Here is a 12,344-nt window from a genome sequence, read left to right as displayed (position 1 = left end):
TACCGGAGCCCGGGGCAGATCACTCGCCGGGGATGACGCGGCTCCCGGGCCGGGGACGGTGCCATGGACCCCGAGGGGCGAGACCGTCTCGTCGCCGCAGTCAAGGGAGCAACATGAGCACGCTGATCGCCATCGGGTACCCCGACGAGACGACCGCAACGGCCGCGGGCGACAAGGCCGAGGAGCTGGCCAAGGAGCTGATCATCCAGCCGGACGCCATCGCCGTGATCCGTCGGGACAAGCAGGGCAAGTACCACGTCACCACCAACCACAACCCCGTCGCGGGCGGGACGACGTGGGGCATGTTCTGGGGCCTGCTGTTCGGGATGCTGTTCTTCGTCCCGTTCCTCGGCATGGCCCTCGGTGCGGGCCTCGGCGCCCTCATGGGCAAGGTCGAAAAGGTCGGCATCGACAAGGAGTTCGAGAAGCAGGTCAAGGACATGGTGCAGCCGGGGACGTCAGCGCTGTTCCTGGTGATCGAGCACGCGACGCCGGACAAGGCTGTCGAGGCCATGGCGCCGTTCGGCGGCAAGGTCCTGAAGTCCTCGCTGTCCAAGGACGCCGAGAAGGAGCTGCAGGAGGCCCTGCACGGCCAGGGCGCGGCCGCAGCGTCGGCCGCGACGCCGCAGACGACTGCCAGCGCCTGACCTCAACCCCACCCCGGTGGCCGCGGCAGCAGTGCCGCGGCCACCGTTGGGTGTCCGGGTGGGGGGTGCCTCCTCACCTCAACCCGTGTCGCGCGCCTCCCCCCGGGAGGCTCACGCGTGGCCGGACACGTCCGGGTGTTCCTCGCCGCCGCTGGATCCTGTGGAGCCGCCTTCGGTGGAACCGCCTGCGCTGAGGCCGGAGCCACCAAGGGGCACCTGGTCCGTCCCCTCGAAGGGCTGCGCATCGCGCCCCTGGCGTCGGAGCCCCTCCTGGATCGCGCCGAGCAGCACCCGGGCGATGACACCGACGAAGACGAGGTCGCCGACCATCTGCAGGGTCGTCACGACCCGTGCCGTCTCGCTCACCGGGGTGATGTCGCCGAAGCCCACGGTGGCAAACACCGTCACCACGTAGTACATGGCGTCCATCCGCGACATGTCCTGCGAGTAGCTGCCGGGATGGGCGGCCTCGATCAGGAAGTGGACCGCTGCGCAGATGACGAGGAAGAGCGGCAGCGTGGTGCACACCGCCTCGATTGCCCGGAGCCGCGGGTAGGGCGAGCGCATGATGCTGCGCACCTGCCAGACCAGGAGTACGCCCACCAGCACGAGCCCGCCAAGCAGCCAGAGCGAGATGACGACCTCGCCGCGGGAGAGCGGTGCGGCGAAGTAGAGCCCGAGCACGGCCAACGTCGACGCGGTCGAGCGCACGATGGTGCCGACCACGGGGTGGCGCCGTCGGGGCCCAGCCACTCGGCCGTCAGCCCAACCGCTGGGACGTCGCCCGAGACGGGGCGGGCGTGCTCGGTGGCGGACTGCCCAAGGACGAGCCTGACGTCTCCAGCGCCCCGACCAGGGTGGCGTGCTGCTCCCCGCTGAGGTGACCCTCGGCATACAGCCGCTCGACGCGTTCGCGCAGGGCGGCGACCTCGTCCGGGGTGGCCGCGGTTGCGCCGGCCAGGGTGCGCACCGTGCGGCGCACCTCGAAGGCGAGGACGCACTGCAGCACCCCGGTGAGGACCGCCCAGAGCCCCAGCACCACGACCACGAGGCTGAGCGTCACCTCCGGGCGTCGCACCACCCACAGGCCGAGCAGGAGCTCGACCGCGCCCAACGCGGCCGCCAGGCCCCACGCCGGCAACGCGTGCCGCCGGGCGACCGAGGTCACCAGGTGGAAGCCGCCGGCGAGGACCAGCCAGATGCCGGCGAACTCGGCCAGGACGAGGAAGGTCGGGGCCGGCCAGGCGAGCAGCACGACTCCGGCGAGCACCTCGAGGATGCCGGCCAGGACCTGCTCGCCGCGACTCTCCCGGGCGAAGACGGGGCTGAACACCAGCGCCACGCCGTGGATGAGGAACAGCAGCCCGACCACCACGACCAGGCCCTTGACCGCCCAGTCGGTGACGAGGATGAGCAGGCCGACGAGGACGCTGACCAGCCCGGACAGCAGCGGCACCCACCACAGCAGGCTGACCTGGCGCGCCGCCTGGGGCAGCACCGAGCCCTCCCGCGGCACGCCGGCCTGCGCCGCGCCGGCCTGCGTCATCTCCTCACCTCCCCGGGGTCCGGCTCAGGTGCCCACGGCGACCGGGGCCGGGGCCTGGGCAGCGGCCCGCTCCAGCGCCTCGTCGAGGGTGATCGCCGCGTCGATGAGGGACAGGTGGGTGAACGCCTGCGGGAAGTTGCCCAGCTGCTCACCGGACAGCCCGATCTCCTCGGCGTACAGGCCGACGTGGTTGGCGTAGGTGAGCATCTTCTCGAACACCAGCCGCGCCTCCTCGACCCGGCCGGACCGGGCCAGGGCGTCGGCGTAGTTGAACGTGCACAGCGAGAAGGTGCCCTCGGACCCGCGCAGGCCGTCCGGGGAGGCGCTGGGGTCGTAGCGGTAGACGAGGCTGTCGGTGACCAGCTCGTCCCTCATCGCATCGAGGGTCGAGAGCCACATCGGGTCCTTCGGCGCCACGAAGCCCTCACGTGACATCCGCAGCAGCGAGGAGTCCAGGACGCGGTCCTCGTAGTGCTGCACGAAGGCCTGCCGCTCGGGGTTCCACCCGCGCTCCATCACCTGGGCGTAGATCGCGTCCCGCGCCTCTCGCCAGCGCTCCACCGGAGCGGGTCGCCCGTGCCGGGAGGCCAGGCGCAGCCCGCGGTCGAAGGCCACCCAGCTCATCAGCCGGCCGTAGGTGAAGTCCTTGCGCCCACCTCGGGTCTCCCAGATGCCCTCCTCGGGCTGGTCCCAGTTGTCGCACAGCCAGTTGAGCATCTCGCTGACGGCCAGCCAGCCGGCGTGCCCGGCCTGCAGACCCCGCTCGTCGCCCAGGGAGATGCTGTCCATGGCCTCGCCGTAGATGTCCAGCTGGAGCTGGCCCGCGGCATCGTTGCCCACCCGCGCGGGGAAGGACCCCCGGTAGCCCGACCAGTGCTCCAGCACGTCCTCCTTGAGGTCCGAGGAACCGTCCACGCGGTACATGATGTTGAGAGGTCCGGTGTCGCTGCCCACGTGCTCCCTCACGCGGTCCGCCAGCCACCGCCCCAGGCCAGTTGCCTCGTCGGTGTAGCCCAGGCGCAGGAGGGAGAACACCGAGAACGACGCGTCGCGCACCCACGTGTAGCGGTAGTCCCAGTTGCGCTCGCCGCCGACCTGCTCGGGCAGCCCCATGGTGGGGGCGGCGACGAGGCCACCCGTGGGCGCGTAGGTCATCAGCTTCAGCGTGACGGCCGAGCGGATGACCTCCTCGCGCCAGCGCCCGGTGTAGGTCGAGCGCGCCACCCACGACTTCCAGTACGCGACGGTGTCGTCGAAGAGCCTCCTGATCTCGTGGACCGGGATCTGCTGGGCCGGCCCATGGGCACCTGTCTCCAGCACGACACCGCGGGTCTGCCCGGCCTGGAGCGCCACCTTCATCGTCAGGTCGCCCTCGTGCTCGCTCACATGGCCGAGGCGCTCGTCCTCGGGCTCGCGCACGACATGGACCGCCACGTTCGCGCCGTGGCTGCGGAACACGGCGCCGTTCTCCGACAGCTCGACGGTGTGGGAGGCGCGCCCGTAGTCGAACCGTGGTGACAGCTCGATCTCGAACGACATGTGCCCCCGGACGCAGCGGATCATGCGCACGAGCCGGTGCCGGTCGGTGGCGACAGGCCCGCTGATCGGCATGAAGTCGGCGACCTCACCCAAGCCCTCTTCGCTGAGGAAACGGGTGACCAGGACGGCCGTGTCGGGGAAGTACATCTGCTTGGTCTCGTACCCGGTCCCTGCAGGGCGGATCCGGAAGCGGCCCCCCTTCTCGGCGTCGAGCAGCGCTCCGAAGATGCTGGGCGAGTCAAAGCGTGGCGCGCAGAACCAGTCCACCGACCCGTCGGTGGCGACCAGCGCACTGGTCTGCAGGTCACCGATCAGGCCGTGGTCGGCGATGCGGGGGTAGTCCGGCTGCTCGGGCATGACGGTCTCGATTCCTCTTCGGGGATGCCTCGGGTCCCCGCCATCATGTGAGCCGTGCACCGACGCGGGCCTCACCCGTCCCGGATGAACCCCCACCCGGGTCGGGGCGCCTACGGTGCCCGGAGGCGGGCGCTCGGCGGCGGGAGGCACCATGGCGGGCACGGAGGCGCACCACCCCGTGGAGACCACGAACGGCACGGGGGTGCGCTTCCTCGGGCACGCCACGTTCGAGCTCGACCTGGGTGGCGCCACCGTGCTCACCGACCCGCTGCTGCGCCAGCGGGTGACGTTCCTGCGCCGGCTCGCACCCCCGCCCCTGCCGCCTTCACGCACGCCCACCGCCGTGGTGGTCTCGCACCTGCACCACGACCACTGCGACCTGAGGTCCCTGGCGCTGCTGGGTCCGTCGACCCCGGTCGTGGTGCCCGCGGGTGGCGCGGACCTGCTGAGGCGACACGGGTTCGACGCCGTGGTGCCGCTGGCGGCCGGGCAGTCCTGGCGGGCCGGCGAGCTCACCGTGACGGCCACACCGGCACGGCACAGCGGCCGCCGGGAGCCGTGGGGGCCGAGCGCCGGTGCGGTCGGCTACCTGCTGGAGACGCCCGGGCGTCGGGTCTACTTCGCTGGCGACACCGACCTGTTCGCCCAGATGGAGGGCCTGGGCGCGCCCCTGGACCTCGCGCTGGTCCCGGTCGGCGGCTGGGGTCCCCGGCTCGGGCCCGGCCACCTGGACCCGGTGCGCGCGGCGGAGGCGGTGGCGCGGCTGCGCCCCCGCGTCGTGGTGCCGATGCACTACGGCAGCTTCGGGCCGCTCGGCTACCGCCCGTCCGCCGCCACGCGGCGGGCGCCCGCACAGGAGTTCGCCCGGGAGGTGCACCGCCGCTCCCCTGCGACCCACGTGCGCGTGCTGGCCCCCGGGTCCGGACGCACCTGGGTGGCCTGACTCAGCGGCGGCCGGGCCCCTGGGCAGTCCAGTCGTAGACCACCGACGTGCGCAGCAGCAGGTCCTGCACCGAGCGGTTCTGGCGACTCACCGCCACCCAGAAGAGCAGGATGGGGAACAGCACGCACAGCACCGCCCGCACCAGGGCCAGGCCGGCACCGGGCAGCTGACCGTGCCGGTTGACGACCCGCAGCCCCAGCAACCGGTCCCCCACGGTCTGCCCGGAGGTCATCCACGCGAACGCCAGGTATGCCGTGAGCAGGCAGAGCAGGGCCGTCAGCAACCAGCCCTGGCCAGGGTCGGGGAAGTGAAAAGCCCTGGGACGCAACAGGAACAGCACGGCCGCCCACGCGGCATACAGGCCCACGACGCCAACGCAGGCGACGAGCAGGTCGACGACCGCGGCGGTGCACCGGGTCACCACCCCGGCGCGGCGGCCCTGCGCGGCGCGGGCCGGTGCGGGGACGAGGATCCGCGCGGCGGCGGAACGGTCGGGCACCTCGGGGCTCCTCATCGGGCGCCCTGGTCAGCCCGCGTTCTCCTGGCCGCCCGGCGGCCCGGTCGGTGCCGGGCCAGGCGGCTCCTCGGGGACGGTGGGCTCCTGCGCAGGGGCCCCGGGTTCACGGCCCTGGCGACGCAGCATCTTGTCGATGGTGTTGGCGACCCGCTCGTCGGCACCGATGCCGTGCCAGCGCACCTCGCGCAGGGCCTCGGAGCCCATCGACCCCGAGGAGCTCTGGATGATCGCCGGCAGGTCCAGCCCCTCGGCGACCACCTCGGCGAGCGCGACGAGGTCCAGCCGCGACACGACCGCGTCGAGGTCCAGCCGGGAGGCGATGTCGTCGATGTCCACCTTGTCGACGATCGGGCCCAGGTCCAGCTTCGCCGCGATGGCGTTGACGTCGACCCGGTCCAGGATCGGCCCCAGGTCCAGCCGGGAGGCGATCTCGTCGATGTCCACCCGGTCGAGGATCGCGTCCATGTCCACCCGGGCCACGGCCGCGTCGAGGTCGACCGTGGCCACCAGGGCGTCGAGGTCGACGTGGTCCTTGACCAGGTCGGTGACGTCCACGTAGCCCATCGCCTGGTCGACCAGGCGCGGGGCGACCCGGCGGCCGAGGGCGTCCAGCCTCAGGGCGGTGGCCTCCCGCTCGGCCCGCCCCCTCTCGGCCAGATCCCGCAGCCACCGGGCCGGCCGCTCCCGCACCGCCGCGGGCGGCGCGAGCATCGCGGCGACCGGACGCACCGCCAGGCCGACTGCCGTGGTGACGCGCCGGGACCCGTCCATCGCCGCCGCGCCCAGCCCCACCGCGACGTCGGTCACCCGCGGCGACGGGTCGGCCGCCGCCCGGTGCTCCTGCTCGGCCACGGCCCGTAGTACGCCCACCACCACGCTGTTGAGCAGCCGCGCGCGTGCCCGCGCCCGCTCCGTCCCCGACTCGTTCTCGTCCATACGCGCCACGTCCTCGGTAGGTCTGCCGCCACGGTAGGTCGGCGCCCCCGCCGGCACCTCATCCCCGCAGCGTGATCCGGGGTGAGGCCCGCGCTGCCTAGCGTGGGGGTCGGGCGAGCGAGGAGGGCGGCATGCGGCGGCACGTGGTGGTCATCGGCGCGGGCGCGGCCGGGACGATGGTCGCCCACCGGCTGCGCCGCCGGCTCGACCCCGCCACCTGGGCGGTCACGGTCATCGACCGGGACGACCAGCACGCCTACCGTCCCGGCTTCGCGCTGGTGGCGTTCGGGACGTGGCCCCCGTCGGCGGTCGTCCGCTCCCGGCACGCGTTCCTGCCCGACGGGGTGGACCTGGTCCTCGACGAGGCCCGCCAGGTGGACGCCGACGCCTCGGTGGTGCTGCTCGCCGACGGGCGCCGGATCGCCTACGACCACCTCGTCATCGCCACCGGGGCAGTCCCCCGCCCGGACCTGGTCCCGGGGATGGCCGGGCCGCACTGGCACCGCAGCGTCGTCGACGTCAGCAGCCTCGAGGGAGCCACCGCACTGCACGAGGTGCTGCCGACGCTGCGTCAGGGCCGCCTGGTCGTGCACCTCGCCGAGCTGCCGGTCACCTCACCGTCCACGGCGTTGGAGCTCACCCTGCTCGCGGACGCGTGGCTGCGCCGGCGGGGGCTGCGCGACGGGGTGGAGCTGGTCCACGCCAGCCCGCTGCCCGAGCCCTCCGCCGGGGCGGACGGCCTGCTGGCCCGGCACGGCGTGGTCGTCGAGTCCGGCTTCCGGGTGGAGCGGCTCGACGGTGACCGTCAGCTGCTGGTCGGGCACGACGGGCGGGAGCTGCCCTTCGACCTGCTGGTGACCGTGCCCCCGCACCGGGGCGCCGGCGCGGTGACCCGCTCCGGGCTCGGGGACGAGCTCGGCTACGTGCCCGTCGACCGGCACACGCTGCAGTCCCGGGCGTTCGCCAACGTCTACGCCGTCGGGGACGCCACGGACCTGCCGACGGCACGGACCACCCGCACAGCCTGGCTCACCGCGCGGGTGGTGGGGCGCACGCTGCCCGACCACGCCACCGGCCACGCACCGTCGGCGTCCCTCGACCGGCGCTCACGCTCGCGGCCGCTCGGGCCGGCTGACGACGGCCTGACCGCCGTGATGGACCGCCTTGCCGGTGCCCGGAGCGGCACGCTGGGCCGGGCCGCCGCCCGCTGGCTCTACTGGCATGTCGCGCTCCCGGGGCGCCCGCTGCCGCTGCCGCTCCACTCCGCCTCGGTGCCGACCGGGCTGCGCCGCCACGCCCCCGCCTGAGGGCGCCCGCTCACCAGTAGCCCGGTCGGCGGTGCAGGTTCTCGACCAGCCAGGCCTCGAGCTGGGCCAGGGCATCGAGCAGGGTCGACACGGGGTACGTCGCGACCGGGAAGAGCTCGACGAGGTTCTCGATCTCGGCGGTCGAGCCGTGCACCGTGATCGCGCAGGCCCGCCCGACGACGTGCGGGCCGCTGCTGCGCTGGGCACCCCCGGCGACGGCGGCGGCCAGCTGGCGGCGCAGCTCCCGGGCGCGGTCGGGGTCCGGGCCGACGTCCCAGCCGACGAAGCTGATGATGACCTCGTCACGGGGGGTCGCGTCGACCAGGAGCGAGCCCTGGGCACTCCACGCGAAGTCCAGCTGCACCAGCCGTGTCCTCCTCGGGCGTCCGCGCGGCCGGCCGACCGCGTGCGGCCAACGGTAGCCACCCGCCGTGGCCGACCCGAACCCGCCCGGCGCAGCGCCCCCACCCCCGGCCGTCGGCGGGTTCCCGGCGGGACGACGCTGCGGCACCATGCGGAGACACCGACCAGGAGGAGCAGCCATGCCGCAGTACAAGGTCGTCGAGCTCCGCGAGGGGCTCATGGGCAGCAAGATGTCGGGGGCCAAGCTGGAGAAGGTGCTCAATGAGCACGGCGCGCAGGGGTGGACGCTGCGCGACATCACCGCGGTGGAGGTCAAGGGACGGGTGGGCCCCGGTGGCGTGGAGGGCGTCCTGGTGACCTTCGAGCGCCCCTGACCGGCCCGGTATACCGAGCCCGCGCCTCCCGCCTCCAGGCCTGGCCGCCTCCGGGTCGCCTGCCGCTGCGGGCCCCCCTCCGGCGTCACCCCGGCTCGCCCCGGCCGCTCCACCAGAGAGCGTGCCCGGGACCGTCCGCGAGGACGACGGCGGCCTCACCCGGCGCCCCTACGGTGCGTCCATGAGAGCCATGCCCCTCCTCGCCTCGCTCGCCCTGACCGGGGCCACCGCCGCGCTTGCCGGCCCGGCCGAGGCCGCCGGGGGATACAAGGTCAAGGTGACCTGCACCGTGCCCGCGAACCAGCCCGAACGGCAGCTGGCCCCCAACTCCTGCTTCAACTACCTGCCCGACGGCACGCAGACGTTCACCGCGAAGGTGACCAACAGCAGCGGCAAGGCCGTCGCCGGGGCCGTAGTGCAGTGGAACGACAACGCCAGCAACGCCGCGTTCCGGTCCGGGAACAACCCCTGCGTCACCGCCAGGAACGGCACCTGCTCCGACGAGATCGTGGTCACCCGGCCCAAGGCCAGCCAGAAGATCACCGTCACCGCGACCTCGAACGGCGCCTCGGGCACCGGCTACCTCGGCTTCCACTCCAGCGGGCGCTGACCCGGGCTCGCGCCGGGGGCTGACCTGGCCGACCCGCGAGCGCCGGCTACTCGGGCTCGCCGTGCAGCTCTGCGTCGCTCGGCTCGGCCTGGCCGGGGGTGCGCGCCAGCTCCTGGACGCGGAAGCGCCGTCCGGTGACGCTGTCGGCGTCGATCCGCACGAACCGCGGCTTGGGCAGGCTGTGCCACGGGAACAGCGGCAGCTCCACCGCCTCGAGCACCTCGTAGAGCCGGGTCACCTCGATCGCACGACCCTTGACCACGACACTCCACGCGTTGCCGGTCACCGGGTCGTAGCCGTCGACCTCGAAGGCCACGACGCGCCCGACCGCGGCCGCCAGCTTGGTCCCCGCCGCCGTGCGGAACACCAGGCTGCCGCGGTCGACGATGTGGTTCACCGGGAAGATCTCGGGGTGTTCGTCGACGATGACGGCCATCCGGCCCACAACCGCCTCGCGCAACAGGACCCAACACTCCGAGGAGCTGAGCTCCACGGCGGGCACCGCGTCACCTGTTCCCATGTCCTCATCGTCGGCTCGTCGTGGCCGGCTCGCTCAGTGCCGAAGGTCCTCGCGCCCCGGGACCTCCGGGCTGGGTGATCGCCCCGCGGTGGCTGAACCTGGCCGCCCGCCGGTGCAGCTGGTGGGTGACGTCGCGGGCACGGGGCACGGCCGGCGGGGGCCGGTGGTCGGCGTAGAACACCCGCTTGCCGCCCTCGATGAGCGCCAGGTAGGCGAGGACCATGACGGCCACGACGGCCAGGAACTCGGGCGGGGGCACCGTGAACCCCAGCAGGTGCGACACGGGGCTCACCGTGATGAGCACCCCGACCACGACCACGCTGAGGGCGGCCACCATCAGCGGCCAGCTGGGACGGCTTCGCCAGAACGGGATCCGCCGGGTGCGGATGGCGAAGATGACCAGCGTCTGCGTGGCCAGCGACTCGATGAACCAGCCGGTCCGGAACAGCGCGGGCCCGGCGTGGAAGGCCCCGAGCAGCACCGCGAAGGTCATGAAGTCGAACAGCGAGCTGAGCGGCCCGAAGAAGACCATGAACCGCCGGATGAACGCCACGTCCCAGTGCGACGGCGCGAGCACCCGCTCGGGGTCGACCCGGTCGGTGGGAATGGCCAGCTGGCTGGAGTCGTAGAGCAGGTTGTTGAGCAGGATCTGCGAGGGCAGCATCGGCAGGAACGGCAGCACCGCCGAGGCGGCCGCGGCGCTGAACATGTTGCCGAAGTTGCTCGAGGTGCCCATCAGGACGTACTTGATGGTGTTGGCGAAGATCCGGCGCCCGCCGACGACGCCGTCGGCGATGACCCCGAGGTCCTTCTCCAGCAGGATGATGTCGGCTGCCTCACGGGCCACGTCGGTCGCCCCGTCCACGGACAGCCCGACGTCGGCGCTGTGGAGGGCGAGCGCGTCGTTGACCCCGTCGCCGAGGAACCCCACGACGCGGCCGTCCTGGCGCAGCAACCGGATCAGCCGCGCCTTGTCCTCCGGGGAGACCCGCGCATACACGTCCACCGTGCGCACCCGCTCGATGAGCGTCGCGTCGTCCATCACCGCCATCTGCGCCCCGGTGAGCGTGCCGCTGGCGTCCACCCCCACCTGGGAGCACACGGTGGCGGCGACGACCGCGTTGTCACCGGTGGCCACCTTGACCCTGACGCCGAGGTCGGCGAGGCGCTCCAGCGTCTCGTGCGCACTGGCCTTGGGCTGGTCCAGCAGGACGAGGAAGCCGCGCAGCTCCAGCCCCGCCTCGTCCGCCGCCGTGAGCGCGACTCCCTCACCCGCCGCACGGGTCGCCACCGCGATCACCCGGTATGCCGCGGCGAACCGGGCCTGCAGCGTCACCTCAGCCGCGGCCGGCACCGCGACGCACCGGGCCAGCACGGACTCGGGGGCCCCCTTGGTGACCAGCAGCCGGGCGCCGTCCGGCGCCCGGACCAGGGCCGAGGTGAGCCGCCGCTCGTGGTCGAAGGGCAACATCTCCAGCCGGGTGTAGCCGGTCGGCCCCTCGGCGGCCGCCTCCCACAGAGCCGTGTCCAGGGGGTTGCCGGCAGAGGCGGCCAGCGAGGCGGTGTCGGTCCAGTTGTCCCCCTCGACGTCCGTTGCGAGCAGGCCCAGCGCCAGCACCTCGGGTGAGGTCACCCCGCACGGGTCGACCGCCTCGGCCAGGCTGACCCGCCCGTCGGTGAGGGTGCCGGTCTTGTCGGTGACCAGCAGGTCCATGTCGCCGAGGTCCTCGATGCACACCAGCCGCTTGACCAGCACCTTGCTGCGGGCGAGCTGGCGCGACCCCACCGCCAGGCTGGTGCTGACCACGGCCGGGAGCAGCTGCGGGGTGATCCCGATGGCGATGGCCAGGGAGAACAGCAGGGACTCCAGCAGCGACCGGTGCAGCAGCAGGTTGGTGAGCAGGATGAGCGCCGTCAGGGCGGCGGCGACCTGGAGCAGCAGTGTGGAGAACTGGCGCAGGCCCACCTGGAAGTCGGTCTCCGGCTGGCGCTCGCCGAGGGCCAGGGCGATCCGGCCGAACTCCGCGCGGGCCCCGGTGGCCACGACGACCCCGGTGGCGGTGCCGCCACTGACCACCGTGCCCATCAGCGCGCAGCAGGTCAGGTCGGCGACGCCCGCGCCGGGCCCGACCGGGGCGAGGCCCTTGTCCACCGTGGAGGACTCGCCGGTCAGCACCGACTCGTCGCAGTCCAGGCTCGCCACCTCCAGCAGGCGGATGTCCGCCGGCACGACCACGCCGGCGGCGAGGCGGACCACGTCGCCGGGGACGACGTCCTTGACGTCCACCCGCGCCGGGTGGCCGTCGCGCAGGACGGCGACGGTGTGGCGCATGAGGTCGTGCAGGCTGGCTGCGGCGCGCTCCGCGCGGTACTCGTTGACGAAGCCCAGCGCCACGCTGGCGAGCAGGATGACGCCGATGATGATGGCGTCGGAGGTGTTGCCGATGGTGGCCGAGATGGCCGCTGTCACCGCGAGCAGCAGCAGGACCGGGCTGCGCAACTGGCGGCCCAGGACGCCCAGCGCCCGGGCGTGGTGCGAGCGGACCGCGTTGGGGCCGCACTCGCGCAGCCGCGTCGCCGCCTGCTCGGTGCTCAGGCCGGCGGCGCTGCTGGCCAGCCGGGTCAGGACGGCGTCGGCCTCGAGTCGTGCCGCCTCCTCCACCGGCAGCCCGGTGGGTGGCACCG

At 73.4% G+C, this 12,344-nt stretch carries 13 protein-coding genes; 5 read left to right on the top strand and 8 right to left on the bottom strand.

What is annotated here, in order from left to right:
• Window positions 1-113: 113 nt before the first annotated feature.
• Complete coding sequence (locus tag ACXVGS_RS00760) at window positions 114-647, top strand: DUF1269 domain-containing protein (protein WP_141787968.1); 534 nt, start codon at window positions 114-116, stop codon at window positions 645-647.
• 111 nt (window positions 648-758) lie between these two features.
• Here the strand turns inward: ACXVGS_RS00760 and ACXVGS_RS00755 are convergent, their stop codons facing one another.
• Genes ACXVGS_RS00755 through ACXVGS_RS00745 form a run of 3 tightly spaced genes read right to left on the bottom strand, consistent with a single transcriptional unit; the run spans window position 759 to window position 4,089 of the window.
• Window positions 759-1,400, bottom strand: coding sequence for a potassium channel family protein (locus ACXVGS_RS00755; RefSeq protein WP_458531132.1), 642 nt, complete (start codon window positions 1,398-1,400; stop codon window positions 759-761).
• A gap of 7 nt (window positions 1,401-1,407) precedes the next feature.
• Window positions 1,408-2,193, bottom strand: coding sequence for an HdeD family acid-resistance protein (locus ACXVGS_RS00750; RefSeq protein ID WP_458533041.1), 786 nt, complete (start codon window positions 2,191-2,193; stop codon window positions 1,408-1,410).
• A 24-nt stretch (window positions 2,194-2,217) separates the two neighbouring features.
• The gene (locus tag ACXVGS_RS00745) at window positions 2,218-4,089 is read right to left on the bottom strand and encodes a glycoside hydrolase family 15 protein (RefSeq protein WP_458536521.1); all 1,872 of its coding nucleotides are present in this window, start codon (window positions 4,087-4,089) and stop codon (window positions 2,218-2,220) included.
• Window positions 4,090-4,240: 151 nt separating this feature from the next.
• Between ACXVGS_RS00745 and ACXVGS_RS00740 the strand changes: the two genes are divergently transcribed.
• Complete coding sequence (locus ACXVGS_RS00740; protein WP_458531130.1) at window positions 4,241-5,032, top strand: MBL fold metallo-hydrolase; 792 nt, start codon at window positions 4,241-4,243, stop codon at window positions 5,030-5,032.
• A gap of 1 nt (window position 5,033) precedes the next feature.
• Here ACXVGS_RS00740 and ACXVGS_RS00735 read toward each other — a convergent pair whose 3' ends face one another.
• Window positions 5,034-5,531: an RDD family protein gene (locus ACXVGS_RS00735; protein WP_458531129.1), complete on the bottom strand. Its 498-nt coding sequence runs from the start codon at window positions 5,529-5,531 to the stop codon at window positions 5,034-5,036.
• Between the two features lie 27 nt (window positions 5,532-5,558).
• Window positions 5,559-6,485: a hypothetical protein gene (locus tag ACXVGS_RS00730; protein WP_458528708.1), complete on the bottom strand. Its 927-nt coding sequence runs from the start codon at window positions 6,483-6,485 to the stop codon at window positions 5,559-5,561.
• Window positions 6,486-6,616: 131 nt separating this feature from the next.
• On the opposite strand from ACXVGS_RS00730, the gene ACXVGS_RS00725 reads away from it, so the two are divergent.
• The gene (locus tag ACXVGS_RS00725) at window positions 6,617-7,792 is read left to right on the top strand and encodes an NAD(P)/FAD-dependent oxidoreductase (protein WP_458533042.1); all 1,176 of its coding nucleotides are present in this window, start codon (window positions 6,617-6,619) and stop codon (window positions 7,790-7,792) included.
• Window positions 7,793-7,802: 10 nt separating this feature from the next.
• Here the strand turns inward: ACXVGS_RS00725 and ACXVGS_RS00720 are convergent, their stop codons facing one another.
• On the bottom strand, window positions 7,803-8,156 hold the full coding sequence (locus ACXVGS_RS00720) for a hypothetical protein (protein ID WP_141787962.1): 354 nt from the start codon (window positions 8,154-8,156) through the stop codon (window positions 7,803-7,805).
• A 178-nt stretch (window positions 8,157-8,334) separates the two neighbouring features.
• On the opposite strand from ACXVGS_RS00720, the gene ACXVGS_RS00715 reads away from it, so the two are divergent.
• Window positions 8,335-8,529 carry a DUF4177 domain-containing protein gene (locus tag ACXVGS_RS00715; protein ID WP_141787961.1) on the top strand — a complete coding sequence of 65 codons (195 nt, stop codon included), beginning with the start codon at window positions 8,335-8,337 and terminating at the stop codon, window positions 8,527-8,529.
• A gap of 181 nt (window positions 8,530-8,710) precedes the next feature.
• Window positions 8,711-9,139: a hypothetical protein gene (locus ACXVGS_RS00710; protein WP_458531127.1), complete on the top strand. Its 429-nt coding sequence runs from the start codon at window positions 8,711-8,713 to the stop codon at window positions 9,137-9,139.
• A gap of 46 nt (window positions 9,140-9,185) precedes the next feature.
• On the opposite strand, the gene ACXVGS_RS00705 is transcribed toward ACXVGS_RS00710, so the two are convergent.
• Complete coding sequence (locus ACXVGS_RS00705; protein ID WP_458528712.1) at window positions 9,186-9,659, bottom strand: pyridoxamine 5'-phosphate oxidase family protein; 474 nt, start codon at window positions 9,657-9,659, stop codon at window positions 9,186-9,188.
• Between the two features lie 4 nt (window positions 9,660-9,663).
• Window positions 9,664-12,342, bottom strand: a complete 2,679-nt coding sequence (mgtA, locus tag ACXVGS_RS00700) for a magnesium-translocating P-type ATPase (protein WP_458536520.1) — start codon at window positions 12,340-12,342, stop codon at window positions 9,664-9,666.
• Window positions 12,343-12,344 lie beyond the last annotated feature (2 nt).

Source organism: Oryzihumus sp. (assembly GCF_054325275.1).
The sequence above is the reverse complement of the archived record's forward strand: the minus strand, read 5'-3'. Positions and strand labels throughout refer to the sequence as shown.

Bases quoted from the DNA above. Each gene is read 5' to 3' on its own strand.
- ACXVGS_RS00760 (WP_141787968.1), top strand. From the start codon at position 114: ATGAGCACGCTGATCGCCATCGGGTACCCCGACGAGACGACCGCAACG.
- ACXVGS_RS00750 (WP_458533041.1), bottom strand. From the start codon at position 2,193: ATGACGCAGGCCGGCGCGGCGCAGGCCGGCGTGCCGCGGGAGGGCTCG.
- ACXVGS_RS00745 (WP_458536521.1), bottom strand. From the start codon at position 4,089: ATGCCCGAGCAGCCGGACTACCCCCGCATCGCCGACCACGGCCTGATC.
- ACXVGS_RS00740 (WP_458531130.1), top strand. From the start codon at position 4,241: ATGGCGGGCACGGAGGCGCACCACCCCGTGGAGACCACGAACGGCACG.
- ACXVGS_RS00730 (WP_458528708.1), bottom strand. From the start codon at position 6,485: ATGGACGAGAACGAGTCGGGGACGGAGCGGGCGCGGGCACGCGCGCGG.
- ACXVGS_RS00725 (WP_458533042.1), top strand. From the start codon at position 6,617: ATGCGGCGGCACGTGGTGGTCATCGGCGCGGGCGCGGCCGGGACGATG.
- ACXVGS_RS00715 (WP_141787961.1), top strand. From the start codon at position 8,335: ATGCCGCAGTACAAGGTCGTCGAGCTCCGCGAGGGGCTCATGGGCAGC.
- ACXVGS_RS00710 (WP_458531127.1), top strand. From the start codon at position 8,711: ATGAGAGCCATGCCCCTCCTCGCCTCGCTCGCCCTGACCGGGGCCACC.
- ACXVGS_RS00705 (WP_458528712.1), bottom strand. From the start codon at position 9,659: ATGGGAACAGGTGACGCGGTGCCCGCCGTGGAGCTCAGCTCCTCGGAG.